General features: G+C 70.2%; 20 protein-coding genes. 9 read left to right on the top strand and 11 right to left on the bottom strand.

Going from position 1 to position 25,794, the window contains the following annotated elements; genetic code table 11:
• Window positions 1-619 precede the first annotated feature (619 nt).
• Window positions 620-1,234, bottom strand: coding sequence for a cysteine hydrolase (locus ACIBSV_RS30345; RefSeq protein ID WP_395868605.1), 615 nt, complete (start codon window positions 1,232-1,234; stop codon window positions 620-622).
• 437 nt (window positions 1,235-1,671) lie between these two features.
• The gene (locus tag ACIBSV_RS30350) at window positions 1,672-1,980 is read right to left on the bottom strand and encodes a chaplin (RefSeq protein ID WP_395868607.1); all 309 of its coding nucleotides are present in this window, start codon (window positions 1,978-1,980) and stop codon (window positions 1,672-1,674) included.
• 650 nt (window positions 1,981-2,630) lie between these two features.
• Between ACIBSV_RS30350 and ACIBSV_RS30355 the strand changes: the two genes are divergently transcribed.
• Both ACIBSV_RS30355 and ACIBSV_RS30360 read left to right on the top strand, forming a co-directional pair.
• Entirely contained in the window at window positions 2,631-3,170 is a 540-nt protein-coding gene (locus tag ACIBSV_RS30355) for a cysteine hydrolase family protein (RefSeq protein WP_395868609.1), read from the top strand.
• A 421-nt stretch (window positions 3,171-3,591) separates the two neighbouring features.
• Entirely contained in the window at window positions 3,592-4,704 is a 1,113-nt protein-coding gene (locus ACIBSV_RS30360) for a glutamate--cysteine ligase (RefSeq protein ID WP_395868877.1), read from the top strand.
• A gap of 384 nt (window positions 4,705-5,088) precedes the next feature.
• Here the strand turns inward: ACIBSV_RS30360 and ACIBSV_RS30365 are convergent, their stop codons facing one another.
• From ACIBSV_RS30365 to ACIBSV_RS30385, 5 genes are all read right to left on the bottom strand, one after another.
• Entirely contained in the window at window positions 5,089-5,715 is a 627-nt protein-coding gene (locus tag ACIBSV_RS30365; RefSeq protein WP_395868611.1) for a hypothetical protein, read from the bottom strand.
• A gap of 152 nt (window positions 5,716-5,867) precedes the next feature.
• Entirely contained in the window at window positions 5,868-6,467 is a 600-nt protein-coding gene (locus ACIBSV_RS30370; RefSeq protein ID WP_395868879.1) for a response regulator, read from the bottom strand.
• Window positions 6,468-6,517: 50 nt separating this feature from the next.
• Window positions 6,518-7,705 carry a sensor histidine kinase gene (locus ACIBSV_RS30375; RefSeq protein WP_395868613.1) on the bottom strand — a complete coding sequence of 396 codons (1,188 nt, stop codon included), beginning with the start codon at window positions 7,703-7,705 and terminating at the stop codon, window positions 6,518-6,520.
• 497 nt (window positions 7,706-8,202) lie between these two features.
• On the bottom strand, window positions 8,203-9,162 hold the full coding sequence (locus ACIBSV_RS30380; RefSeq protein ID WP_395868615.1) for a hypothetical protein: 960 nt from the start codon (window positions 9,160-9,162) through the stop codon (window positions 8,203-8,205).
• 503 nt (window positions 9,163-9,665) lie between these two features.
• Window positions 9,666-9,980: a hypothetical protein gene (locus ACIBSV_RS30385; protein WP_395868617.1), complete on the bottom strand. Its 315-nt coding sequence runs from the start codon at window positions 9,978-9,980 to the stop codon at window positions 9,666-9,668.
• A 635-nt stretch (window positions 9,981-10,615) separates the two neighbouring features.
• On the opposite strand from ACIBSV_RS30385, the gene ACIBSV_RS30390 reads away from it, so the two are divergent.
• Entirely contained in the window at window positions 10,616-11,374 is a 759-nt protein-coding gene (locus ACIBSV_RS30390) for a DeoR/GlpR family DNA-binding transcription regulator (RefSeq protein WP_395868619.1), read from the top strand.
• Window positions 11,375-11,940: 566 nt separating this feature from the next.
• Here the strand turns inward: ACIBSV_RS30390 and ACIBSV_RS30395 are convergent.
• Window positions 11,941-14,076 carry a PQQ-dependent sugar dehydrogenase gene (locus tag ACIBSV_RS30395; RefSeq protein WP_395868621.1) on the bottom strand — a complete coding sequence of 712 codons (2,136 nt, stop codon included), beginning with the start codon at window positions 14,074-14,076 and terminating at the stop codon, window positions 11,941-11,943.
• Window positions 14,077-14,841: 765 nt separating this feature from the next.
• On the opposite strand from ACIBSV_RS30395, the gene ACIBSV_RS30400 reads away from it, so the two are divergent.
• Complete coding sequence (locus ACIBSV_RS30400; protein ID WP_395868623.1) at window positions 14,842-16,410, top strand: alpha/beta hydrolase; 1,569 nt, start codon at window positions 14,842-14,844, stop codon at window positions 16,408-16,410.
• Window positions 16,411-17,187: 777 nt separating this feature from the next.
• On the opposite strand, the gene fdxA is transcribed toward ACIBSV_RS30400, so the two are convergent.
• Entirely contained in the window at window positions 17,188-17,541 is a 354-nt protein-coding gene (gene fdxA / locus ACIBSV_RS30405) for a ferredoxin (protein WP_395868625.1), read from the bottom strand.
• Window positions 17,542-17,637: 96 nt separating this feature from the next.
• On the opposite strand from fdxA, the gene soxR reads away from it, so the two are divergent.
• The 3 genes from soxR (at window position 17,638) to ACIBSV_RS30420 (ending at window position 20,429) form a co-directional block, all read left to right on the top strand.
• Entirely contained in the window at window positions 17,638-18,102 is a 465-nt protein-coding gene (gene soxR, locus ACIBSV_RS30410) for a redox-sensitive transcriptional activator SoxR (protein ID WP_395868627.1), read from the top strand.
• A gap of 964 nt (window positions 18,103-19,066) precedes the next feature.
• Entirely contained in the window at window positions 19,067-19,231 is a 165-nt protein-coding gene (locus ACIBSV_RS30415) for a hypothetical protein (RefSeq protein WP_395868629.1), read from the top strand.
• Between the two features lie 757 nt (window positions 19,232-19,988).
• Window positions 19,989-20,429: a hypothetical protein gene (locus ACIBSV_RS30420; RefSeq protein WP_395868631.1), complete on the top strand. Its 441-nt coding sequence runs from the start codon at window positions 19,989-19,991 to the stop codon at window positions 20,427-20,429.
• 393 nt (window positions 20,430-20,822) lie between these two features.
• On the opposite strand, the gene ACIBSV_RS30425 is transcribed toward ACIBSV_RS30420, so the two are convergent.
• Complete coding sequence (locus ACIBSV_RS30425) at window positions 20,823-21,281, bottom strand: MarR family winged helix-turn-helix transcriptional regulator (protein WP_395868633.1); 459 nt, start codon at window positions 21,279-21,281, stop codon at window positions 20,823-20,825.
• Between the two features lie 63 nt (window positions 21,282-21,344).
• Here ACIBSV_RS30425 and ACIBSV_RS30430 point away from each other — a divergent pair, with 63 nt between their 5' ends.
• Window positions 21,345-21,713, top strand: coding sequence for a VOC family protein (locus tag ACIBSV_RS30430; protein WP_395868635.1), 369 nt, complete (start codon window positions 21,345-21,347; stop codon window positions 21,711-21,713).
• A gap of 481 nt (window positions 21,714-22,194) precedes the next feature.
• On the opposite strand, the gene ACIBSV_RS30435 is transcribed toward ACIBSV_RS30430, so the two are convergent.
• Entirely contained in the window at window positions 22,195-24,219 is a 2,025-nt protein-coding gene (locus ACIBSV_RS30435) for a WD40/YVTN/BNR-like repeat-containing protein (protein WP_395868637.1), read from the bottom strand.
• 116 nt (window positions 24,220-24,335) lie between these two features.
• Here ACIBSV_RS30435 and ACIBSV_RS30440 point away from each other — a divergent pair, with 116 nt between their 5' ends.
• A complete protein-coding gene (locus tag ACIBSV_RS30440) occupies window positions 24,336-25,307 on the top strand; it encodes a helix-turn-helix domain-containing protein (protein ID WP_395868639.1) in 972 nt (323 codons plus the stop codon).
• Window positions 25,308-25,794: the final 487 nt, after the last annotated feature.

Genomic DNA, 25,794 nt, shown 5'->3' on the forward strand with positions numbered 1-25,794 from the left:
GCCGGGGCCGCTCCGCGCTGCCGCCCCGTGGGTCGCGCAGGGAGACGGCCGCGGTGGCCGCTGCCGCTGCCGACATCGTGAAGTGGCAGCGCTGGTCGGCACCCCATAGGCGGGCTGCTCCGTTCGTTTCGTACCCGGCGACGGCGCTCATGACGGCCCGCACTCGCGCCCATATCGAGACGATTTCAATATGAAACTATGGCCCGCAGTGAAGCCTAGGGGCTTAAAAATCACAAGAGACGCACGACCACAGTTCGCATCGCCGCGTCCACCGCCGAGCAGGGACTCACTCACCGTCATCGATGGAACGGCCCCCAGGGCAACGGACTTCGCGGGAAACCACGCCGCCGCCTACACGTCTTCGACCAAACGGACGCTTTCGGCGACCTCCCGGTCATCGCCTTCATCGAGTGGGCCAAGACCCATGCCACTCATCTGCGCGACTACGGCGCGGGCATTGTGGAGGGGCGGGCGACGTTGCTACCGCCGAACCCGGGTCGGCCCGGTCGTGGGGCTGCGGCGAACCAGACGACGAGCGTGATCGCCACATCCGAGGCCGGACCCGCCGTAGAACCGCGCGTTCGCGCCGTCCTCAACATGCCGTTGCCGCAGCACGCCGTCAGAGGGAGGCGATGACCTCGGCCGACGTCATGGGCACCGAGAACATGGGGAAGTCGTAGGTGATCGCGTTTTCGTGCTCCTCCTGGGAAGTGGCGGCAACGCAGTCCGCGAGAGTGATGACGCGGAAGCCGTTCTCGTACCCGGTGCGCATCGTCGACTCCACACAGCAGTTGGTGAGGAAACCGCCGAGGATGATCGTCTCGATCCCCTTGTTCCGCAGGATGAAGTCGAGGTTCGTGCTCGCGAAGGTGTCGAGGCCGCGCTTGCCTTCGATCACGATGTCGCCCTCGGCCGGCGCCAGGTCGTCCACGATCGCGGCGCCCCAGGTGTTCTTGACGAAGGCCGAGCCTTCCACGACTCCCTTGAGGATGCCGTACGGGTGGCGAGACAGTTCGCCGTAGCCGGGGGCGAACGTGATGGGTGCGTGCATGATCGCGACGCCCGCGGCGCGAGCGGCTGCGACCAGGGCCACGGTGTTCGCGAGCATTCCGGTCTTGGCCATGACATCGGCAACGGCGCTGTTGAGCACCCCGCCCTCGCTGGTGAAGTCGTTCTGGTACTCGATCAGGACGAGTGCGGTATTCGCCGGATCGAAGCGGAAGGTCTCGGACATGGCGGCTCCCTGGTGAGCTGGAACGTCAACGGTCTTGGCCAGTTTGCCCGAGATGGCCTCCTACTTCGCCCGGTTCGGGATCACGAGCGGGTTCCCTGCTGCCTCCCGACATCGGATTCCCGACGAACCGGCCGGGAATCGGCAGTTACACCGGCAACTCGAAGCCACCGGACTCCCGGCGCTCCGGACGGGGCCGGTCGCATCGGGCGGGGAGGCGTGCGGCGCGCGGTGAGGACCCACGGCCGATCGCCTTCCCGATCCCGGGATCGAAACGCCGCCCGACCCGTCGAACCCCGTCGGACCCCGTCGGATCCCGTCGGATCCCGTCGTGGCGGATGTCGCCCCGGGCGTGCCGAAACCCCCGCGGGATGCAGGCGCGGGGGTCTCGGTGGTGAGGGACGCGGAGGAACGTCCGGGGAGCCTGTCCCGGGGGTGGATCAGCGGTGGGTGCCCGCGGGGCCGGCGCCCTGGTGGCCCGCGAGGAGGTCACCGTGGTCGTCGTCGCCGTCGACGTTCAGGCAGGTGTTCCCGAACGCGAAGTTGCCGCCGGCGATGATGTTGACCGTGTTCCCGCAGAGGTTCACCGGAACGTGCACCGGGACCTGGACGTTGTTCCCGGACAGCACGCCGGGCGAGTCGACGGCCGCGCCGTCGGCGTCCGCCCCGGCACTGGCCGCCCCGGCACCGGCCAACACCAGCGCGACGGTACCGGCGGCCGCCATCGCGGCCTTCCTGAACGTGTTCACAACTACTCTCCCGAAACTCGCCGGCGCGCCGCGTGAATGCGACGCACGAACCCCCAACGACGACCCGCCCCGTCAAGCAACCGGCCGGTGCAATCGTTCACCCGAACGCGCGGATGCCCCCGATCTCCGGCTCCCGGCAGGAGGCGCGCGGCCGTCATCGCACCGCCCATGCCACACGACGCTCGCGTACGGGCTCTTCGGGCTCTTCGGGCTCTTCGTGGTCGGGTGCTGCCTGCTCGCGGGAGGCATCGTGGCGGTCGGTGCGTTGGCGCGGGCATTCGGTGGCGACTACCCGACCGAGTTCGTCACGGGTCCCCTCGGGCTGGTCCGGGCCTGTGCGCCGGGCCGCGTCGCCGGCACCGTTCCCCCCGGTCCCAACCAGGAGTGATGCCGAACTCGGTGTACAGGCGCCGGCAGTCCGTGGATGCTCCTTGGCGCTCCGTGTTACTCCGACCTGATGGGGGCCACCGAGCCATGGACCGCTCGGAACGCGCGTCGGGTGCGTACCGGCGCCGGGGCGGGTACTCGTCCCGCTGCGGCAGCCGTCCGCTCGCGCCGGAAGAAGGGATCCAGATGTCGACTGTGCAGACGACACCGCGAACGAATCGTCTCCAGCGGGTTCATCACCGCGCCGGGTCGAGCGGCTCGTGATGCCGAGTACCGCTCTGATCGTCATCGACATGATCAACGCCTACGAGCACGAGGACGCCGAGGCATTGGTTCCCTCCGTACGTGAGGCCCTACCCGCGATGCGGCGGCTGATCGACCGCGCTCGCGGACACGAGGCGGACGTGGTCTACGTCAACGACAACTTCGGCAGGTGGCGCTCGCACCACGACGAGATCCTCGATGCCGCACTGCGGGGGCGGCACGCCGACCTCGTCGAGCCGATCCGGCCGGACGACACCTCGATGTTCGTCGTCAAGGCCCGCCACTCGATCTTCTACCAGACGCCCCTCGAATACCTGCTGAACCAGCAGGGCGTGCACCGGATCGTGCTGTGCGGCCAGGTAACCGAGCAGTGTGTGCTGTACTCCGCGCTCGATGCCCACATCCGTCGCTTCGAGGTGGCCGTGGCCGCGGACGCGGTCGCGCACATCCACGCGGACCTCGCGGACGCGGCCGTGAGCATGATGGAACGCAACATGGGTGCCACCGTCCTACCCGCCGACCGAATCGAGTTCTCCTGACCGCCGGGGCGAGCGCCCACGCGTCCGGAGCCCCTCGGCCACGTCACGACACCGGATACGCGTCCCGCTCGAATGAACTCGGTCCGTTGGGAGCCGATCGGGGTGCCGCCGCTCGCGGAGCCGGTGGGTCGTCCCCGGCCGAGTGCGGGACAAGCCCCCACGCCCTCGAATCCGTGTCGTCACTCGTAGTCACCGGCCCACGATTCCCGTCGACAACGCTCCTCACGGCTCCCCCGCCCGAGGTCCGGCGTTCGGGACTCTCGGGTCTCGCATGGGTGGACTGCCACAGGGTAGGTGGGGGACCCCTGCATGCGAAGGAGTCACGATGGCGGATTCCGCCCGCCCGCGCGACCGGGCCGCAGACCACCCGCCGGTTCCGGTGTCCGGATCGGCCCGACCTGCGGGCGGGGGACGGCCGCAGGTGGTCACTCTCGGCGTCGAAGAAGAGTTTCTGCTGCTGAACCGCGAGGACGGGGAGCCGGTCGCCTGCGCGGAGTCGGTTCGTGCCGCGGCCGACCTCCAGCCCGGGCTCGCGGACGGTGAAGTACAACCGGAGATGCTCCAGGTCCAGGTGGAGGTGGCGACCCCGGTATGCGAGAGCCTCGACGAGGTCGGCGATCACCTGCTGCGGCTGCGGCGGGCGGTCTCCGCCGCGGCCGAGCAGACCGGGTGCATGCTCGCGCCGTGCGGTTCGGCGGCCTTCGCCTCCGAGGGGCAGGCGTCGGTCACGGCACGTCCGCGCTACCGGTCCCTGCACACGGACGCCCCGCAACTGGTCGACGAGCAGTTGATCAACGGTATGCACGTCCACGTGGGGATACCCGATCGCGACGCGGGCGTCGCCGTGATCAACCGGCTGCGGCCCTGGCTGCCACTTCTGGTGGCGATGTCCGCGAACTCTCCCATGTGGCACGGCGACGACACCGGCTTCGCCAGCTGGCGTACCGTCGTCTTCGGCCGCTGGTCGGTCAGCGGCATCCCACCACTATTCGCCGATGCCGGCGACTACGACCGGCGCGTGGACGATCTCCGGGACGTCGGCGCGCTGCGAGATCGCGGCAGGATCTACTGGCAGGCCCGCCTCTCCGAGCGGTACCCCACCGTCGAGGTGCGCGCCATGGACGTGCAACTGCGAGTCGACGACGCGGTGCTCCTCGCGGGGGTCGTCCGTGCGTTGATCACGACGGCCCTGACCGGGAACACGGCAGGCGCCCCCCTTGCCGAACCGGCCCCCGAACTCCTGGCCGCGGCCCAATGGCACGCCGCGCGCTACGGCTTGGGTGACGCACTCATCGACCCGCGGATCCCCCAACGCGTCCTCGCCGGAGACCTGGTCGGCCGGTTGATGGACCACGTACGGCCGGCCCTCGAAAACTCCGGCGACGCAGAGCGCGTGACCACACTGGTGCACCGACTGCTCGCCGAAGGAACCGGCGCCCAACGACAACGCGCGGCCGTGCGCCGCGGCGGCCCCGAAGCACTCATGGAATTGCTTGCCACCGAGACGACCGCGGCCCCACAACCCCACCGGTAGAAGCGGCAACCCATCGGGAGACACGCACGGACAGACCTACCCCGACCGACGGTGCCATGACATCGCCAGCGACCAGCGACATCGATCCCGAAACGATCGGGCGCTCGACGTGCCCATCGGCCGGACACGGCGTCGAACCGGCTGCGGTGCGGTATCCACCCCCCGGTTTGGGAGGAACGACGGCCCTCACGCGTTCGACATGCACGTCGCGCGGGCGGTCAACTTCTCGATGAGCAGGCCGGCCGGCGGGTAGTCGGTGTTGGAGTAACGCCAATCGGTACCCCAAGGGGACCGGCAGGACCAGCCGGACCGCGCCGGGCGGAGGCGAACGCAACCGTGCGAACCGGCCGCCCGGGCGGGCGGTTGCGGACGCGCCTCCGCGTCCTAGACCACGGCCGAGGCGGGCGTGCGGCCCCGGGGCGCGGCCTTTCCACGGGTGATCGGGACGAGGGCGAACCAGATCATGGCCGCGCCGACCGGGAGGAGGTTCATGTTCGCCATGATCGCCACGAAGCCGAGGAGGACCAGCGCCGGGCTCAGCACTGCGGAGAGACCCCGCCGGGGGCCCACGAGGGCGTACTGGACGAGCATCGCGACCAGGCCCAGCATGAAGAACAGCGGGCCGATCTCGTAGAAGGCCTGCGGGAGTACGGCGGGAACGTCGGCGTAGCGGTCGGACAGGGCGCTCTTCTCGGCGGTGTCCGCCGCCTTCAGGCCGACCACGATGTCGAGGACGGCTACGCGGACGAACGTGGCCAGCCCGGCGCCGGCCACGGCGGTGAGGATGTCGGCGGTGATCCGGCGGGACCGGCTGCCACCTTCGGCGTCGAGGATCCGGCGCCGCAGTCCGGCGATCACCGGCCCGTACAGGAGCAGCGCGCCGAGGAAGAACAGGTGGCCGATGGTCCAGGCGGGTCCGGGACCGTGTTGGCCGTCGCGGCCGTCGATGAGGCGGACGACTCCGTACACGCCCATGAGGGCGGGGGCGAGACGGAAGGCGATCTTCGTCATGGGCGGTTCTCCTGGGATTCGGGACGTGGGGTTTCGATGTCCCAATCCTCTGGAGAACAGCGGCCCGGGTAATCGCCGTCGAAGGTGATCTCCGGGCATCGCCGGCGCGGGGGAGAACGGAGACCCTGCTCCCCCGCGCGACCGATGGCCGCTCAGGAGGGTTCGATCAGGCGGGTCTCGTACGCGGCGATGACGGCCTGGGTCCGGTCGCGGAGGCCGAGCTTGGACAGCACGTTGCTCACGTGCGTCTTGACCGTGTGTTCGCTGACCACCATCGTGGCGGCGATCTCCGCGTTCGACAGGCCGCGGCCGAGCAGGCGCAGGGTCTCGCGTTCGCGGCCGGTCAGGACGGCCAGGCGCTCGGAGGCGGTCGTACCGGCGCGCGGGCGGTTGCGGGTGATGTCGGAAATGAGGCGGCGGGTGACGGCGGGAGCCAGCAGCGACTCCCCGGCCGCGACCACCCGGACCGCGTGTACGAGGTCGTCGCGCCGAACGTCCTTGAGCAGGAAGCCGCTCGCCCCGGCGTAGAGCGCGTCGTAGACGTAGTCGTCCCGGTCGAACGTGGTCAGCATGATCGCGCGGGCCGAGGTCTCGGCGCACACGACCTTCGCGGCCTCTATGCCGTCCAGACCGGGCATGCGGATGTCGAGAAGGACCACATCGGCAGCGTGTTCACGGACGGCGGCGATGGCGGCGGCGCCGTCTCCCGCCTCGCCCACCACCTCGATGTCGGGCTGTGCGTCCAGGATCATCGCGAAGCCGCTGCGGACCAGTTCCTGATCGTCTGCCACCACCACCTTGATCACGAGGCCACCGCCGCGGCCGAGGTGTAGGGCAGATGCGCGCGTACGCGGAACCCGCCTGCGGGCAGCGGACCGGCCTCGGCCGTTCCGCCACAGGCGAGCGCGCGTTCGCGGATACCGATCAGGCCGTCCCCGCCGCGCCGCCAACCCGCGGGATTCGCTTCGTCGCCCCTGCCGTCGTCGGTCACGGTGATCTCCAGTTCGTCGCCGGTCCAACTCAGGCGTACCTCCGCTGTCGAGGCGCCGGCGTGCTTGACCGTGTTGGTGAGGGCTTCCTGGACGATGCGGTACGCGGCAAGGTCCGTGTCGGCGGGCAGGTCGCGGCGGGCCCCCTCGACGGTGAGTCGCACCCGGACGTGGGTGCGGTCGACGTGCTCGATCAGCTGGGTGAGCGTGTCGACGGTCGGCTGGGGCGCGCGGACGCCGATGTCCTGGTCGTCCTTGAGGACGCCCAACATGCGGCGCAGCTGCGCCATCGCGTCGCGTCCGGCCTCCGCGATCGCGTCGAAGGAGCGCTCCGCCCGGTCGGGGTCCGTGCGGACCACCACGGGACCGGCCTCCGCCTGGACGACCATGATGCTGACCGCGTGCGCGAGTATGTCGTGCATGTCGCGGGCGATGCTTGCGCGTTCCTCGGCGGCCGCCCGCGCCGCCTCGGCCTCGCGTTCGCGTTCCAGCTGGACGGAACGTTCCATCAGCGCGTCCGACCTCTCCCGGGCGGCGCGGGCGAGCATGCCCATGAGAAACGCCGTGACGGGCAGGAGCAGTGTGAACATGAACTGGCCCGCGTCGTTGTCCTTGACCAGCAGCGCGCCGAACGGGGTGGTGGCGGTGAGTGTGCCGATGAACCCCCAGCGCTGCCAGGGGTGCTCCCCGCGGTCGGCCAGGGTGTAGATGGCCACCAGCGCGCCGTATTGCAACGTCTGCCCGGGTCGGTCGTGCAGCGAGACGGCCGTCGCGAAGAACGCCACGACCAGCACCACCGCGAACGGCGCACGGCGGCGCCAGAGCAACGGCACGACAGTACCCAGATTGACCACGAAGCCGAGCGGCGACACGTCGGGCGCGGTCGCGAACGGAACGAACACCGGGACGGCCACCGCCGCCGCGACCAGCCCGTCCACAAGACGGCCGTCGCCACGGCCGGTGCGCAGGCGTGCGGCAACGCCGCGGAACGAATCTGACATCCACTCAGTATTGGCCTGCGCATCAGGCTTCGCCTCAGTCGCGAGGGGGATTCGGCCGGCGGGCCCGGCGGGTGGCGGGCGATGCGCTCCGTTGCCGCGTCCCGGATCGACGGTCACGTGCCGGTCGGCCGGGTCGCGGTCCTTCAGGCCTGGGTCGGCGCCGGAATCCGACTCGGACCGGCGGCCGTTACAACTTCTCGAACCGCCACTGCAGCAGGTCGACGCACGCGTGGAGACCCGGCGTCGGGGAGCCGGCACTCTCGCGCATCAACATAACCGCCTGGATCCTGCGCCCCGAGGCGATCAGACGATCCACTTCGGTCTGCACTTCCCGCGAAAGCCGATTCCACAACGCGTTGCCCATACCGCATTCAACAGCCGCACCTCGACAAGCCGCACGGAGGTTTCCGGTTCCGCCGTCACCGCCGAAGCCGAACATCGCCGGGACGTCGCCGGGACGTCGCCCGGGTCATCGGTCGCAAAAGGCCGACGAAGTGTCAGGTCCTCTCCTGATGGGGAGGGCGGGGCGGTGGAAACGACGGAGGCGGTGGCGCCTGCGTCCAGGGCCCCGGGTCGACTGGACGAGACAGCGGATAGAACGGAGGCGGCGGTGGCGCCTGCGTCCAGGGCCCCGGGTCGACCGGATGCGGCAGCGGGTAGGACGGAGGCGGCGCCTGAGTCCATGGTGAAACATCGTCCGGGTGGGCGCCCCACGTGAATCGACCAGGCTCGGAGGCTGGTTGACGCGGGGGCGGACCGCTCTTGAGGTTGACCCGATGTGTGCGGGCGACGAAGCGGTATTCGAAGATCGAGCAGCCGATGACGGCCAGACACCCCGTCACGGACAAGCCGATCGACAACGGGCTGTGGTCGCCGCCGGTCGGAGCAGACAATTCGTATCCGGTCGAGGCGATCGCGAACCCCGGCGCGAGCAGGGCGGGCAGCAGCGGATGCCCGTCATTGGCGTTGAACATGTTCTTGTACGCGAAGAACGCGGCCCCCAGGGCGAACAGGACGCCCCAGAGTGGGAGAAGCAGCCCACCGACGAAGAGCGGGATGGCGACGAACCACGAAGTGCCCCCACCCCCGCCGAGCCCACCGATCGTGTCGCCGGCGTACAGGAAGTACCAGACGATCACGCCGAGTACCGCGAGCGGCAGGCCCGAGCCGGCGGCCAGGCGTTTACAGGTCCCCATGCGGTCGCCCGACGACGCGGCAACGAGAAACACCGTCACGACCACCCAGATGGGAACCGCGAACAACAGGCCGTTCGCGACCTTCAACAGGGCGGCGTCCAGGTCGGGCTCGAAACGCCCCTCACGGAACCAGACCGTCAGCGACACGAGCAGCCCGATCATCGCGCGGACATACTGAAGGGCGGCTATCTCCCGGTCGGGCTCGGTGCGTGGACTGAACAACCACCGGGCCGCCATCAGCGGCCACGCGACGAACAGCACGCAACCGGTGCCCGTGCCGCCCTCATTCGCGCGACTCGTACTCACTTCGAACCCCCCGTGTGACTCGCAAACGTCAGTGATCGTCCCACGCGCGAGACAACCGCCCGACGGCGAGGCGACGTGACGCCGCCGGGGCGCCGCACCTCGGGCGCACGCTTTCCGGCCCGGCGCCGCGCGTGGGGTGGGCTGTGTACGACGCACGGCTGGAACCGGGCAACGGGTGGGAAGCGGCTTGCTGGCGGCCCGTTCGGCCACGTGCCCGCCTGTGGGCGGCAGTGAGGGCACGAGATGGTGGAGCCCAACGACTCGGCCACGGGCTCTACTTCCAGCCGCCGAACCGGTCACGGCCCGCCGACGGAAGGTGGAGCAAGGCGCCCCCGCCGGAGGCGGCGGGCCATGCCGTGTCCGGTCGCCAACTCGGCCAACTGCAGGCCGTCACCGCCCGGGCGGTCGAAACGCCGGCATCGTCCACCTCGCGGTCCCGTCACGCTCCGGCTCTTCCTTCAACCCGATGCCCGAGTTTCGTTGCCCGTGGCCAGTGTGATCTGGGCAGTCCATGAATCGGGCTCCTTGGGCGGATCCCAGGTCACCTCGACGTCGACGCCGTGGAAGTCGCGCGCGAGTTCCACCACCCTCACCGCTGCCGCGGCCCGCGCGTCCTGGGGGTCGGTGTCGCGAGGCATGTCCAGGCGTCCGCAGATCATTCCGCCTTCCCGGGTGAGGACACTGGTGCGCCAACCGTCCGGCGTCGCCAACAGGACGATCGCCTTCGGAACGCCCGGGACGGTCCACTTCTTCGCCTTCTCGCGTTTCACCATGCCGCCATCCAACATCGCCGTGCCCACGACGACGAGTTCGGGACGAAAGCCGACCACCGCACCGCGGTTCGATTCCCCTCCCGTGGCGGTGCCGGGCGGGCGTATGCCTCGCCGGCGGCGAGATCGCGTCCGGCGTCGCGGCGGGTGGCAGGCCGCCGGTTCTTCGAGCCGAGCGGGCGGCCGGGCCCGACCGGCAGCTCCGGCGACCAAAGGCACCAGTAGTGGTAAACCGTCCGGTACGGCGGGAAGTGGCGTGAAGGCAGGCGCCACGCGCACCCGGGGTCGAGCCCAAAGCCCCGAACTTCCAGACGGCACCAGAGCGCACTGGGTCCGATCGCCGCCGCCTACTGGGAGTTCGCCTCCCGCAACCCGCACCTGTACCGGCTCATGCACAGCCTCTCCGACGTCCCGTTCGGGACCCCCGGACGCCCCGCCCTCGGCCGCAGTTCAACGATCTCGGCCTTGAACTCTGCCCGTGCTACTTACGGGAGTTGCCGTGCCGACGGCGGGCGGATGGCGCGCGACGCGCGCCGTTCACTCTTCCGGATCCGGCCTCCTACAGCATTGCGGGCACCGTTCCCGCCACGATTCCGGATCCGAGTGATTGCGCGAATGCGCACGGATATGCTGCGTACATGCTGAGAAACGAGCGTCACGCGCGCATCTTTGAACACGTTTCCGCGCACGGGAGCGTGAGCGTCGAGGAGTTGGCCGGAATCCTGGCGGTCTCGGCAGCCACGGTGCGGCGCGACCTCCGGCACCTGGACGCGTCGAAGCTGCTGCGCCGCACCCACGGCGGGGCGTCCCTGCGCAACATCGGCCTCGAGACACCGATGCGGTACCGCAGCGAGCGCCGCCGACCGGAGAAACTGGCGATCGCCCGGGCCGCCGCCGCGCTGGTGCCGGCGAAGGCCGTGGTCGGCCTGAACGGCGGCTCCACCACCACCGAGATCGCCCGCCTCCTCGCCGACCGCGGACCCGTCACCATCGTCACCAACGCGGTCAACATCGCCGCGGAGCTGCTCCCGCACCAGGACGTCACGCTCGTCGTCATCGGCGGCACCGCACGCAACGAAAGCTACGAACTCGTACGCTCCATCGCCGAGAAGCCCCTCGCGGAGTACTACACCGACGTGACCTTCCTGGGCGTGGACGGCATCAGCGCCACTCACGGCTGCACCACCCACGACCAAGTCGAAGCCGTCACCGACCGGGCCTTCACCGACCGCAGCAGCCGCACCGTCGTGGTGGCGGACAACTCGAAGATCGGAAAGGTGACGCTGGCGAGGATCTGCCCACTGTCGGCGATCGCCCACCTCGTTACCGACCACGACGCCCCCAAGGACGAACTGGCGAGGATCACCGACGCCGGTGTCCTGGTAACCGTCGCCTGACCCGACCGACCCCGTCAACCCCGGCTGCCGCCACGGCATTTGCGCGGATCGAGCCCAACCGCACGTGCCCGCGGCTCGTTGGCCCCGAACTCGACCGCGGACGATACCCTCGCGAAGATCCGGAGTCGGCCGGGGCCGACCGGTGTCCGCCCGACCTACTTGACCGAGCCGGCGGTCGGACCGTCGCATGCGTCCGCATGCCACCCGGCGCAACGGGGGAAGGCATCGGCCTCCGAGTGCGCCCGCTGCCTCGGCATCCCCGTCGGCACCCGCCCGCATGACGCAGGCCCACATCACCGGCGGTCCGCCATGCCCACAACCGGGCGGGCCGGTGTCGCCCGGTCCTCATCGACGAGACCCGCCGCCTCAACTCCCGCCCCACCACCGGCGCCGAAACCGCCGACCCGCGAGACGCAACTCGCCGGACGGGCCTGTCCGGTCGACTGCGGGCGTACCCGGCGCGGACCGGAAAAAGCGAACCGTTGGCTCTTGGCGCCGGTGTCGCCCGCGCCCCACGCCGGTGGTGGTGAAGTGTCCCGGCCCGCCGAACCGTCCCCGGTACAGGTCTATTCGTCGGGGATGGCGGCGTTGTCGGCGAAGGCGGTGCCGGTCGGCTTGAACTCGTCGGGCCCTGGGCCGAATCGGCCCGAGTAGACGACGTCGATCAGCAGGATCCGGTCGTTGCCCGCCGTGCCGTCCTTGTCCGTGGACGTGGTGAGCCAGATGTCCCCGTCGGGATCGACCTCCACGGTGCGCAGCCGGTCGTACGTCCCCTCGAAGAACGACTTCTGCTCGACCAGGTTGGAGTTGGAGTCGATGCGCAGCCGGTAGACCCGCTGACCCCGAGTCGTGGCCACGAACACGTGGTCGTTGATGACGGTCAGGCCGCTCGGCGAGGCGGACGCCACCGGCCAGGTCTTCTTCGGCGCGATGTATCCGGAGCAACTACCTGCGGTGCCCTGACATTTGGGCCAACCGTAGTTGCCGCCCTTCTGGATCAGGTTGACCTCGTCCATGATGTTGTCGCCGAACTCCGCCTGCCAGAGGCGTCCCTTGGAGTCGAAGTCCAGGCCCTGCGGGTTGCGGTGCCCGATGGACCAGACGGCATTGCCGAACGGGTTGTCAGACGGGATCGAGCCGTCCGGATTGATGCGCAGGATCTTGCCGTTGAGGGAGTTCTTGTCCTGCGCCCGGGAGTCGTTCTGGGCATCGCCCATACCCGCGTACAGCTTGCCGTCAGGCCCGAAGCGAAGCCGCCCGCCGTTGTGGTAGCGGCTCTTGGCCATGCCGTCGAGCAGCACCTGGTAGCCGCTGAGCGCGTTGTTCTCCAACTTCATCCGGGCGATGCGGTTGCCGTCGGACGAGGTGTGCAGGAAGTACACGTAGTGGTCGGTGGCGAAGTTCGGGGAAACCTCCACGCCCATGAGGCCGCCCTCGCCGCCGGTGGTCTGGGAGTTGGGCACCTTGCCGAGCTGTGTCTTCTGGCCGGACTTGGTCAACCGGTAGACGTTGAAGGTGTTCCGCTCGGTGTAGATCCCGGAGCCGTCCGGCAGGAACGCCACGCCCCAGGCGACATCCACACCGCCGGCCAGGGTCTTCACGGTGCCCGGATCGGGGGTGCCGCCAGGCTGGGAACCGGCGGTGGTGACGCTGATCTCCGGGCCGAACGCCGACCGGTTGCCCTTGGCGTCGAAGGCCCGCACCTTGAACCTGTACGTCGTGTCGGCCCTCAGGCCCGCGACGGTCGTGGTCGCGGTTTCCGAGGTACCCGCGGCGACGCCGTCGCGGTGGATCTCATACCCCGTGACCTTCACGTTGTCGGTGGACGGCGTCCATGCCAGGTCGACGCTCGTCGCGGTCTTGCCGGTGGCGCGAAGTCCCTGCGGGGCACTCGGCGCCTCGGTGTCGGGCGGCGCGGGCAGCGTGGCGATGGTGACCACGTTGCTGGCGTCGGAGACGTTCGGGGCGGCGTCGCGCGCGAAGACGGTCCAGTCGTAGCTGGTCTCGGGTGTCAGGCCGGTCACCGTGGTGGCCGATGTGGAGCCGTCGACCTGCTTCATGAGCTGGCCGTGCTGGTAGACGTCGTAGCCGGTGACCTTCACGTTGTCACTGGCCGCGTCCCAGGTGAGGGACACGGAGGTGGCGGTCGGCTCCCGGTCCTTGCGCAGGTTCCTCGGAGCCGTCGGCTTCTCGGTGTCGGCCGGGCCCTGTGGGGTGACGGTCAGGCTGTCGAGGTTGGGGCCGTCCACACCCGAGGTGGTGGCGCGGATCTTGTTGGTCCCCGCCGCCAGTGCCGTCGTGACGGAGACCGCCTTCCAGGTCGTCCAGGCACCGGTGCCGGGGAAGGAGAGGTCGCCGGCCGCCTGGGTGCCGTTGACCGTGATGTCCAACGGCCGGTCGGCGGAGGTGCCGTTGGCGTAGCGGAAGTCGAGCTTCGTGGCTCCCGGCTGTTCCGCCTCGACGGTGAACTCGACGTACGCGTCGGACACCACGTCGAAGTTCACGAAGCCGGCGCCGGTGTGGCCGGCGTGGTTGGACTCCACCTTGCCCTTGACGACATGGGCGGCCTCGGCCTCGTACGTGGCGGCGCGAGGGAGGGAAGCGGAGTGGGCAGCGGGCAGGGCCACGCAGAGCGCGGCGGTGGTGGCCGCGGCTACCAGGGCGCCGAACGCCCTGGACGGCCGGGATTTGATGCATCTCACGGTGTCCTCCAGCGAAGAGGGCTGAGCGCAGGGCGGCTCAGCAGCTCGTGGTGCCGCCCGGGCGGTCCGCTGCGAAGGTCTCGCGGCAAGCGACTTCCGGCAACGGGCGGTCACCCGGGGGGAAGTTGGCGCCGAACCTCGATAGTTAGGAAACTTTCCTAACTGGTGATGGAGCACGCTAGGCCCCGGTTGTGTACCTGTCAACGGGTCTCGCGCCACTCGATGTGCGGGCCCACTCCCGACCGCGCCTCGATCATGCCGCCAATCGCCGCATGAGGCATCGAAGCGAGCACCGAGCCACTCTGCGCTCGCCCGACCTCGTTCGTGACGGGCGTTCAGACAACCGAATACTTCGCCGGGCGCCGGTGGGTGAAGCTGCATCGACGACGAAGCTCAGGTGTCAGCGGCGGAAAGCAACGGTTGCCCATGCGGGTCCGATACGCGGGACCGCAAAATCGTCGATGGTCGTGCGTGGCCACATCCGCCGGTCTCCCAGACGCACGATTTGGGCATCGCGCCCCAAGCCACCGGCAACCCGACGACACAACCCGGCCAACGGGCGGTCGGCACCAACCTGTTCGCCGGCACAAAGTCTCCCGGTCGACCTCGCACCCAGCGCGTTGGCGGCCGGGTGGGTGGCGGAGAACAAGCTGTGTCTGGCTGTGTTGTCGGATCCGCGGTTCCCGCCGGTGGGCCAAGTGCCCTCCTATCAACATCGGTTCGGGGGGTGACGCGGCACCCGCCCCTTCCCTATGGTCTAGACCTATGACGAGACGATTAGGCAATGCCGTCCGCGGAGCGGTGGTGATCGCGCTCACGGCCACGCTGACCGCCGCGATCCCGGCCGAGGCCACGCCTTCACGACCACCGACGCTCACCTGGACAACCTGTCCGCCCGACCCCGCCGGCGTCCCCGTCGACCCGCGACTACGGTGCACGACGCTGCGCGTACCGATGGACTATCGCGCCCCGGCCGGCCGGACCATCGAGATCGCGGTGTCCCGGCTGGCCACGGCCAAACCGGGGCTGCGCCGCGGCATCCTGCTGCACAACGCGGGCGGGCCCGGCGCGGCGAGCCTGAACCGGCCGAGCACGTTCGTCAACCTCTATCCGCAGGAGGTCCTGGACCGCTTCGACCTGATCGGCTTCGATCCGCGCGGTCTCGGCTACAGCACACCGATCACGTGTGGACGCACCACCCAAATCACCAACGAGCGTCTCTTCCCATTTCCGGCCCCGGACGGATCGATCGCGGACAACGTGGACTTCGCCCGTACTCTGGCGCGCGACTGCCTCGCCAACGGCGGCGCCCTGATGCCGCACGTAACCACGGCCAACACCGCGCGAGACATGGACCGGATCCGAATCGCCCTCGGCGAACGCAAACTCTCCTACCTCAGCGCCTCCTACGGCAGCTATCTGGGAGCGGTGTACGCCGAACTCTTCCCCGACCGCACCGACCGGATCGTCCTCGACGCCAACGTCGACCCCAACGTCACGTGGCACGATCGGTGGGCGTCCTGGGACCGCGGGTTCGACACCCGGTTCGGGGACTTCGCCGCCTGGGCGGCCGAACGACACGACACCCTCGGCCTCGGCACCACCCCCGCCGCCGTACGCCGGGGCTACCTCGACATGGTCGAGCGCCTCGATCGCTCCCCGGTGCAACACCCCGGAGCGGGTCCCGTCACCGGCAACCTGTTCCGAGCCATCTATCACGCGTACTCGTACCACACCCTCCAGTTCCCGGAAGTCGCCGCGTGGTGGCGATTCCTCGCCGGGACCGGGCCGCCTCCCCTGTGGGGAGAGTGGCCGACCACCCCCGGCATCCCACGGGACAACGACACAGCCGTACTGCTCGCGGTGACCTGCGGAGACAGCCGCGCCCCGCGCGACATCGCCCACTACCAGCGCGAAGTCACACGCAACCGGGCCCTGTTCCCGATCCTGGGCGGCATGGGCACCAACATCTGGCCGTGCGCGTTCTGGCCCGACCCGGTCGAGCCGGCGGTACGGATCACCGACCGCGGAGCGACCAACATCCTCCTGCTCCAGACCACCCGGGACCCGGCCACGCCCTATTCGGGTGCACTGGGCATGCGCACCGCCCTGGGCAAGCGGGCACGCATGATCACCGTGGACGGAGGAAACCACGGCGCCTACGACCCCGAGGCGCCGTCCTGCGCGCTCACCCGAGCACACAGCTTCCTGAGCACCGGAACACTGCCCCGGCGTGACCTCTTCTGCTTCCACGACCCGTCGACCACACAGGACGGAAGCCGGCTTCCCGGCGCAACCCTCCACGCGCGTCGCCCACCGATCAGCCCCTTCTGACCCCAACTCCCCGAGCCCGCCCGACACGCGCCCTCGACCGGCCCCGAAGCCGATCGAGGGCGCCCCGTCGTCGACCAATGCCGGCCCGCCCTGCCGCCCGCGCCCGGTCGCTCGACACCCCGCATCACCGGTTCGACGCAGCGCCCAGACGACACATCCACGGGTGTGCGGACCCTGGCGAATCCCGGCCCCGCTCCGGTCACCGGGCGCGGCGGTCCGCCGCCAACGCCGTTCGCACCGACGGTTCGAACTCGGCCAGGACTGCGGCACGTCGGCTCGTCGTCCGCTTCGAGAACCCGCTCCGTGCCGCGGCCGGGCAACGTGGTCGCGATGGCCGGCGGTGAACCTGGGCTGAACGGTGTCGGCGGTGGTTGGACGGTGTGCGGTGGCGGCTTCCGACCGGGGTGCCATGACCGGATCCACCGCCCGGGTATGTGTCGTGACAGATGATGTACCGGCTGTCGCGATCCTGCGCGCGAGGTACGGCGACGGCGACAACCCCGGCACCCGGCATACGGGATCGACCCCGAGACCTTTGTCACTCAGGTGGTCGATCCCCTGTTCGGCCTCGTCCGGGGACGGTCGATCTCCTGGGCAAAAGACAGCGAGGCGGCTCTCAGGATTTCGTTGGCCGCCCGCGTCAACTCGGCCTCGTCTTCGCGGAGTTGCCGCACCTCCTCCGACCCGACGGAGGCCAGGTCGGTCGCTCCTTTCGCCGGGGGTCGGGGTACGCGCCGGCCGCCCGCCTTCGGGACGGTGTGAACGGCTTCCGGGTCGTCAGGACTTGGGCGGGATCGCAAAGGATGAGACGGCGGCACCCTGGGACGGCAGTTGCGCCACGATCGGATGGTCTCGTCCGATCGGACCGAGCTTCGCGCTGCCGCCGGGGGCGCCGAGGTCGGAGAAGAACTCGGCGTTCATGGCGTTGAAGTGGTGCCATTCCTGTGGGGTGTCGTCTTCGAAGAAGATCGCTTCGACGGGGCACACCGGCTCGCAGGCGCCGCAGTCGATGCACTCGTCCGGGTGGATGTAGAGCATGCGCTCTCCCTCGTAGATGCAGTCGACGGGGCACGCCTCGACGCATGCCTTGTCCTTGACGTCCACACAGGGCGAAGCAATCACAAACGTCATCGAACTGCCGTCCTCTCCGGGGTCGTTCCTGTTCGCCGTTCCGACCCGGCCGACCGTATGGCCTCAAGTAATGTTGAGGTCAAGAGGAGGCTTTGCATGACGAGTTACCGTTCCGGTGAGGTTCGAGCAGGCCCGGACGACTGGCTGAGCATCGGCGAGGTGAGCGCCCGGACCGGGGCGGCCGTCTCCGCTCTGCGGTTCTACGAGGAGTTCGGCCTGATCGCGTCCGAACGTGACGATCGCAACCAACGCCGTTATCCGCGGCACATGCTTCGTCGAGTCGCATTGATCTCGGTGGCGAAACGCATCGGCATCCCGTTGCTCGACCTCCGAGAGGCGTTCGCCGATGTGCCGCTCGACCGTCCGCCCAGTCACCGGGAGTGGCAGCGCGCCTCGCGTGGCTGGAGGCGTCGGCTGGAGGAGCGTCGGCAGACCATCGAGCGCCTCGAGGCCGAACTCACCGGGTGCATCGGCTGCGGATGCCTCTCGATGAAGGCATGCGCTCTGCTGAACCCCGGCGACGCGCTCTCCGGGGATGGTGTCGGGCCCCGACGACTGTGAGAAACGGACTGTCGCAACAAAGGGTTCGGCGCGATTGCCCCCGGTCCCCGATGGAGGGCCCCGTATCTCGGACGTAGGCGGCGACCCGATTCGCCGAGTCGTCCGCGACCCCGGGGTCCTCGCGTTCGTCGAACGGAGCGCATGGGGCCGGCCGGGCCACGTTCGCACTGCGAGTGCGCCCCCCGAGAGTCGGTCCTGTCGGCGCTGGAAGACGCCGACGAATGTGTGGTGCGTGAGGTTCGCGAGGAATTCGCGCAACCACGGGCTGCGAACGGCCGGCAGCCGGACCAGGGTGTGCTCGAACGTTTCGCGCTCGGTTCGAAAGGGGGCCATTGGGGAGTGGTGGGGGCGGGTCGTCACGGAGGACATCCCGGGGGCAGGACGCCCAACGCGGCAACCGGCAGGCGCGGCCGCGGACGGGCTGGCCACAGCCACACCCCCAGCGACAGCGGCAGCAGGTACGCCGACGCGGCCCGGTCGGTGGTGGTCTATGTCCGACCGGTCTGCGGATGGAACGGCCCGAGGAGGATGTCGACTCCAGCGTCGGGGGCTGGGCGTCCCGGTCCGGCCAGAACGGCGTGCTGCCTCGGCCGGCCCGCGGGCAGCAGGGCGTCGAGCGCGCGTTGGACACGTCCGCGGTCAACCAGTTCGGAATCGCCACAGCCCTTCGAACGGGCACGCCCGACCCGACCCCGACAGACCGGCAGGTGGCGGCGTTACCCCTTGACTCCCCATCCGCGTACCTCGAGGCGCTCCTCGCCACCCGGCCCAAGGCGCAAGCTCGCGGGAGTTCACCGAAGCGGCCAGGGTCCTGGAGGCGGCGAGGAAGGCCCTGCCGTCGTGCGGCGACTTCGCGGAGACGACCGACAACCCCGCCCCCGAGGAGAGTTCCACCGTCGAATACGGGCTGACCGGCGGTGCCGGCTACGACATCGGTGACGACAGTCTGTCCCTGGAATTCGGCGTGGACGGGCCGTACTCGTTCGTCGTCACCGTCGTCCGGGTAGGGCCGGTACTGGTCAGAGGCATGTCCGTGGGCATGTTCGGCCCACCGGCGGTGGCGATACCCAAGGCGGTCATGAAGGCGCAGGTCGACAAGGTCGCGGCGATCGCGCTCCCCGCACGGTGAGGTCGAGCGACGACGCCCGCCGGAGACCGTGTGGTCGCCGGCACCCGCCGTCTGTCGCCAGGCGATACATCGAGCGCCACGGACACGTCCAGCCCGATGTGGCCGGTATGTAAGCCGGTTGTCAGGAACACCCCTCGGCGGCGGCGCGGGACAGGCCGCTGACCCGGCCCGCCCGCGTTCCGGGCGGTCGACCCGTCGCCGACGTCGACATCGAATTCCGCGAACTCGGCAAGCCCGGCGTGTGGGGCCCTTTGCACTGCACCGTCGCCGGCTACTACGCGCACCCGGAAGCGGCACGCTCCCCGGGGAGCTTTTCCGGCTGAGACTCTCGAGCCAAGGGTTTGAGATCCCCATCGGTGGTGTGGACCTGCACGGCGGTCGTCCCGCCGCCCGGCCCAGCGATTCAGGCCCTTGGCGTGCCGTACGACGTTGCCGACGAGTTCGCTGACCAGGAGTCCGATGTCGGGGACAGTTCCTCCGGGCCCCCGGCCCCAGGCCCTGGCGCACAGCTGGTTCCGTACACGGTGGCGGGCCGTGCCCGCGGCTTGGGGCTCGGCCGGCAGGTCCCACGTTCAGCGGAGGTTCGCGGGTTCTCGTGAGCAAGCCGGCAACGGGAATGCGGCTCGCCCGCAGAGGTCCGGTTGCCCGGGAAGGCCCGCCCGGACAGCCGCCGGCCGAGTTCGCACGTGAGTCGTCGGATGTCCCGGCACTGGGCCTGGTGCACCGGGATGGCGGCCGGGCAGGCTAGTTTGCTCGGGTGACTCTCCTTGATGATGTAGCCGAGCGGGACGGCTGGCGGTGCTGGGTGTGCGACGAACCGGTCGACCCCGACGAGTCGGTGAACGACCCGCGGGGGCCCAGTGTCGACAGCCGGACCGCCGACCGGAAGGCCAAGGTCGCCGAGCGGCTCGCGCACCGCGGGTGCAACACCCGCAAGGGCGCGGTCAAGGTGGTCATCGCCTGGCCGGACCACCTGTACGTGGTCGAACCCGCGCCGCTGATCACCGTTGCCGGGAGGCTGGAGCGCAAGGGCGGCCGCGAGATGGTGGGCCGTTGTCCGACCAGGAAGGACGCCCAGCAGGCGGCGGATTGGTTGGTGGACCGGTTCTCCCGACTGGTGCCGGGGCTGCCGGTGACCGCCGACATCGAGGCGGGCGGCGGTCAGTTCCTCGTCATCCTGGCCACCGGCCGCCGCTGACCGTGTGCCGCCCCGGCCACCCTTGAATCGCGCGGCGCCGGGCGGCTTCAAGCCGTCGCGTGGTGGCCCGGCCCGACCAGGGACCAGGTGGGGCCCAAGGGCTGGTCGAACCAGACGTGTTGGGTGCCGTCGGGTTCGACGCGCAGGCCGAAGCGTTCGGGTCCGGGGCGGCCCCCTGCGGTCCAGCGTGCGTGGGTGTGTTCGATGTCGGCCCACACTCGCGTTCGCCGTACACGGTGACCGCGAACGGGCCCTCGTCGCGGTCTCGGGCGTGGTCGACGTCGGCCCGGTTCGCGCCGGTGGCGTCGATCACCGGCAGGGTGCAGCACCACGGGTTCTCACGCTCGGCTGCACTCCTGCCCGGGCGCGGCAAGACGTGCGTCCGGGAACGGGCTATGCACCGTCGTTGCCCTCGCGCAGGGAACGAATCATGCTCTGCAGGATCCGGAACGCGTCCGACTGTTCGGTCTCGGTCATGCCGGCCAGCATTGCGACCTCGACGGACCGGACCGCCACGGTCGCCTTCTCCAGGCTCCGTCGGCCGCGAGGCGTGAGCCGCGTGGGAAGAACCTTCCCGACGGGTGCCGCCGCGGGCCGGGTCACGTAGCCGTCTCGTTCCAGGGCCTGGAGCAGCACGTTCATCGATTGCCGTGTCACGAATGCGCCCCGCGCGAGCTCGGAGTTCGACAAGCCCGGCCGTTGAGCCAGCAGCTCGAGGCAGGAGTAGTGCGTCACGCTCATCCCGAGTGGCCGCAGCACCTCCTCCATGGCTGCGCGCAGGGCGCTCGAAGCCTCTTTCAGCAGGTAGCCCAGTGATTTGTCCAGGTCGACGCCGGCACCGTTTTGACTCATGTCAGGATTCTGACATACGTTGACTCGTGTCAGGAACCTGACACGAAGAGAAGGAGCAGCACCATGCCCGCCACCGGCCCCGACTTCATCTCGCTCCAGGCACGCGACCTCGACGCTTCGCAGGCGTTCTACGAGCAGTACCTCGGCCTCGTCCGCGCGCAGGCCGGACCTCCGCACGCCGTCGTCTTCGAGACGAAGCCGATCGCGTTCGCACTCCGCGGCGTCATTCCCGGCACGGATCTCGCATCCGTTGCCCAGCCCGGCATCGGTGCCGCGATCTGGCTCCACGCCACCGACGTCCAGGCCATCCACGACGCTCTCGTCGCCGACGGTCACACCATCGTCTCCGCGCCGATCGACGGCCCCTTCGGTCGGACCTTCACCTTCGCCGACCCCGACGGCTACCAGGTCACCCTCCACGACCGCGCCTGACACGCCCGACGCCACCGGACGAGCACCGGTCCCCGCCCCGAAGAGCGCGGTTGCGCCCGAGGCGCGAGAATCCGGGCGACAATCATCGGCTCTTCGCATGCCTCGGACCATCGGCGCGGGGTCGTACCGTCCTTGCCGTCGACGGTCGTCCCGCGATGCGCCCGCGCGCCACCGCGGGGGCGCGGCCCAGCACAGAGAACAAGTCGTCGAACAGGTGAATCCAGATCGGCGGATGAGCGCCCGGGCGATGCCAACCGCGGGCGCTGCCCACCGGACCGGTTCGAGCCGCCCCGGGTGACCGCGGCCGCCCGGCCCTGCGGGAGCCGTTCGACGAACTCCCGGGCCTGCGCGACCTCCACTGGTGGCCGCCGCCCTCACCTGGCTCGCCCGGTGGCGCGCGGCCGCGCCGGGCCACGGCCGCCCACCCACGACGCCGCCCCCGTCCGGGTGTTCGGACAGGGGCGGCGCGCCTGGTATGTGGTCACACCGCCAGTCGGTGCACGCTCCCGTAGGTCGTCCCCGCGAACAGCCACCGGCCGTCGGCCGACACGGTCAGCGACGACACCGACGGCTCCGGCAGGTTCCTGGTGATCGAGCCCCAGGTCCGGCCGCCGTCGGTGCTGCGCAGCACCCCGAGAGCCGGGGTGAGGTAGTAGTGCGAGCCCGCGAACACCGTCGAGCCGTCCGGGGTGAACGCCAGCGAACTCAGGGCGCCGCTCAGGTCGGCGGCCACCTTCGTCAGGTGCTTGCCGTCGTCGGTGGTCACGTAGAGCGCGTCCTTGGCGGCGATGACCGCGTGGCCCGGGGTGCGCGGGTTCAGCGCGATCGCGCTCACCCAGCCGTCGAGGACCTTGTTCAGGGTGACGCCGCCGTCGGTGGTGCGGAACAGCCCGTCCGGGCCGCCGAGCCAGGCACTGTCGGGATTGGCCCGGTCGACGGCGACGCTGGTGAAGCCCTTCAGGTCGTCGTGCCCGTTCTGGACGAGGGACTCGCCGCCGTCGTTGCTGGTGTACACGGCAGAGGGCGAGTGGGTGGCGATGTACAGCCTGTTCGGATCGGCGGGGCTGACCGTGATGCCGAGTGCCTTGCCCGGCACGGCGGTCTGGACGATGGTCCACCGCAGGCCCGCGTCGGTCGACTTCTCCAGGTAGAAGCAGGGTTGATCGGAGGTGCAGGTGTTGCGTACCCGGTACACCGTCGAAGGGTTCGACGGATCGGTGGCCAGGCCGTCGATCCGGTTGCCGAAGGTGTGCGGCGCGGTGCCGGAGAAACCCCATTCCTGGTACCCGCGCGGCAGCCGGCTCTTCAGTGGCGCGGACGACTGGTAGCTGCCGGTCATGGTGCCCGCGACGATCGCCGGTCCCGACCTGCCCTGGGCGACGGTCAGCGACAACACTTCGGAGCCAGGCACCCCGATCCGGCGGAAGCTCTGGTGGTCGTCGGTGGTGTAGATGCCCGCGCCGGCCGAGATCACGTCCGTGCCGGGCCGTCCGGGGAAGGTGCCGGTGGCCTCGTACAGGTCGATGCGGGCCAGACCCGCCTCGGCGTGCCAGGTGCGGCCGTTGTCGCGGCTGCCCCATTGCTGCATCTCGCCGGTGGATTGGTTGACCTGGATGTGCAGCCGACCCGAGCCGTCCACGATCGCGGCCAGAACCACCACGTCGGTGCCCCACGGTCCGCGCAGCGCCCGCCAGTGCGCGCCCCGGTCGGTGGAGACCTGCGCGACCTGCAGGTCACCCCTGGCGACCAGGGTGCCGCCGGTGCCGGTGAGCTGATCGACACCCGCGCCGGTCGAGCCGGGGCGAGGCAGCTTCACCGGGGTCCGCGCGCCCCGGCGGAGCACCCAGACATCGGCGCCGGACGTGAAGTACAGGTCGCCGCCGGTGAACTTCGGGTTCCGGGCGTCGGCGGGGGAACCGGGTAGCAGTCGCCAGGTGTTGCCGTGATCGGTGGTGACGTGCACACCGTCGGAGGCAGCGGCGTACAGCCGCGCGCCGGTCGGGTCGAACACGACGCCACCGACCTTGCCCGGGGTGTCCAGCACTTGGGTGAACGTCTTGCCGGCGTCGGTGCTGCGCAGCACGTACCCGTGCCAGTTGTCCTTCTGCCGGCCGCCGGCGAACACCACGTCGGGTCGGAGCGGGCTGGCCGCGACACCGCCGGCTTCGAAGGCGTTCACGGGCAGTTCGTTGCTCTGCTGCCACGTGGTGCCCCGGTCGTCGGATCGGAAGACGACGTTGCCGATCGGGGTCTGCACGTAGGCCCGTTCGGGCCTGACGGGGGTGAAGGCCAGTTTGCCGCCGTTGCCGTTCGGGCCGACCTGCCGCCATTCGTTGCCCCGGGTGGCCAGGGTCGTCGGCGGGTCGTCGGGGGCCACTGATTGCGCTTCGGCGGGCGCCGCGCCGAACGCGCCGAACACGGTGCCGAAGGCCACCGCGGCGATCAGGAGTAGTCGGCGCCGGGACAGCTTCGCTGAACCCGACCGTGAATGCTGTGCGTTGAACATTCCATCTCCCATGGGGGCCGGAGGTGTGATCTTTGTAGTCGCGGCTCCCGACGGTCGGCCAGGTGTGGCCGGTGTCCGATTGCGGCCGGCGCCGGAATCGGCCATGCTCGCTCGCCATGGAAGATGACGAACTCGTGTTCGGCGCCGTCGGGGTCGCGCCCTTCGACGAGCGGGTCTATCGCACCGTTCTGGCCGGACCGCCGGTCACCGTGCGCGACTTGGCGGAGCGCACCGGCTCGGGCGTCGAGCGGCTGCATTCGGCCCTTGCCCGACTGCGCGGCCACGGTCTGGTCAGCCGGCTCTCGGGCCGCCCCACCCGGTGGGCGGCCGTCAGCCCCACCGCCGCCCTCGCCGCCCTGGTCCGCAACGCCCACGCCGACCTCGGCAGAGTCACCGAGACGGCCGCCGAACTCGAGGCCGTCTACCGCGCGCTCGGCGAGGCCGCCCGCCCCGGCGAGGGCGTCGAATTGCTCACCAGCGCCGACGAACTCGGCCGGTGGTTCGCCCGGCTCCAGCAGGAGGCCACCGAGGAGATCATGAGCCTGGACCGGCCGCCGTACGTCCTCGCCCACGGCAACCCGCTCCAACACACCCTCCTGGGCCGCGGAGTCCGGTACCGCACGATCTACGCCCCCGAGTCGTTCGAGATACCCGGCAACCTCGACGACGTGAGCGGCCTGTCGCGGGCCGGCGAAGAGGCCCGGGTCCTCGCCGGCATCCCGCTGAAGATGTCCGTCGCCGATCGCCGGATCGCCCTGCTGCCCCTGCACCTCGATTCGCCCATCACCCGCAGCGTCGTCATCCGGGGCACCACCCTCGTCGACGCCCTGGTCGCCCTGTTCGAAGGGCTCTGGACACAAGCCGTCCCACTCACCGCCGCCGGCCCCCAGGAGTGCGACCCGCTCGACGCGGAGGACCGGCGGATCCTGAACCTGCTGCTGTCCGGACTCAAGGACGAGACGATCGCCCGGCAGCTGGGCACCAGCACCCGGAGCCTGCGGCGGCGAATGCGGGTGCTCCTCGACGAGTTGGGCGCGGAGAACCGGTTCCAGGCCGGGGTGCAGGCGGTGCGGCGCGGCTGGGTGTAGGGATGGTCGGACGGGCCGGGAGCTGAGCAGCAACGCGACACCTTGGGTGCTGCGGTCTTCGCGGCATCCCGGTGGGGACGGCCGTGCCAGGTGACCGCGGGCGTGGGCTCACAGCGCGGCGATCGTCTCGTCGACCCTACCCTGGGACTCCGACAGCGCGGCCGACTGCTCGACAGCGTGCCCCGTCTCCGCCCTCCGCGCCGGCCGAGACCTGGGCCGAGACCTGCTCGTCCAGTCCGGTCTCGGACAGTGGTCGGGGCGGGTTCGATCGTGTCGACCAAGGCGGGCAGGTCCCGCCTCGCACGTGTCGCCGACGCGGCCGGTTCCCGGGCGTTCGTCGCCCCCGCATATGACCTGCGCATCGCGTCGATCACGTCCCGGGCGGACGGAGTCGGCCCGCCGTCGCCCGGAAGTCTCGCCGCCGGCGTCCGCGGCGGGGCGGGCGGCAGGCCGCGTGAGGTACTGTCAGCGCCATACCGCATCGCAT

Origin of the sequence: Embleya sp. NPDC050154, from assembly GCF_044460165.1 — a bacterium.
In the GTDB taxonomy this organism is placed as follows: Bacteria; Actinomycetota; Actinomycetes; order Streptomycetales; family Streptomycetaceae; genus Embleya.

Coding starts and splice junctions, on each gene's coding strand:
- ACIBSV_RS30355 (WP_395868609.1), top strand. CDS start 2,631: ATGCCGAGTACCGCTCTGATCGTCATCGACATGATCAACGCCTACGAG.
- ACIBSV_RS30435 (WP_395868637.1), bottom strand. CDS start 24,219: ATGTTCAACGCACAGCATTCACGGTCGGGTTCAGCGAAGCTGTCCCGG.
- ACIBSV_RS30375 (WP_395868613.1), bottom strand. CDS start 7,705: ATGTCAGATTCGTTCCGCGGCGTTGCCGCACGCCTGCGCACCGGCCGT.
- ACIBSV_RS30390 (WP_395868619.1), top strand. CDS start 10,616: ATGCTGAGAAACGAGCGTCACGCGCGCATCTTTGAACACGTTTCCGCG.
- soxR (WP_395868627.1), top strand. CDS start 17,638: ATGACGAGTTACCGTTCCGGTGAGGTTCGAGCAGGCCCGGACGACTGG.
- ACIBSV_RS30425 (WP_395868633.1), bottom strand. CDS start 21,281: ATGAGTCAAAACGGTGCCGGCGTCGACCTGGACAAATCACTGGGCTAC.
- fdxA (WP_395868625.1), bottom strand. CDS start 17,541: ATGACGTTTGTGATTGCTTCGCCCTGTGTGGACGTCAAGGACAAGGCA.
- ACIBSV_RS30345 (WP_395868605.1), bottom strand. CDS start 1,234: ATGTCCGAGACCTTCCGCTTCGATCCGGCGAATACCGCACTCGTCCTG.
- ACIBSV_RS30365 (WP_395868611.1), bottom strand. CDS start 5,715: ATGACGAAGATCGCCTTCCGTCTCGCCCCCGCCCTCATGGGCGTGTAC.
- ACIBSV_RS30400 (WP_395868623.1), top strand. CDS start 14,842: ATGACGAGACGATTAGGCAATGCCGTCCGCGGAGCGGTGGTGATCGCG.
- ACIBSV_RS30440 (WP_395868639.1), top strand. CDS start 24,336: ATGGAAGATGACGAACTCGTGTTCGGCGCCGTCGGGGTCGCGCCCTTC.
- ACIBSV_RS30385 (WP_395868617.1), bottom strand. CDS start 9,980: ATGGTGAAACGCGAGAAGGCGAAGAAGTGGACCGTCCCGGGCGTTCCG.
- ACIBSV_RS30430 (WP_395868635.1), top strand. CDS start 21,345: ATGCCCGCCACCGGCCCCGACTTCATCTCGCTCCAGGCACGCGACCTC.
- ACIBSV_RS30370 (WP_395868879.1), bottom strand. CDS start 6,467: ATGATCCTGGACGCACAGCCCGACATCGAGGTGGTGGGCGAGGCGGGA.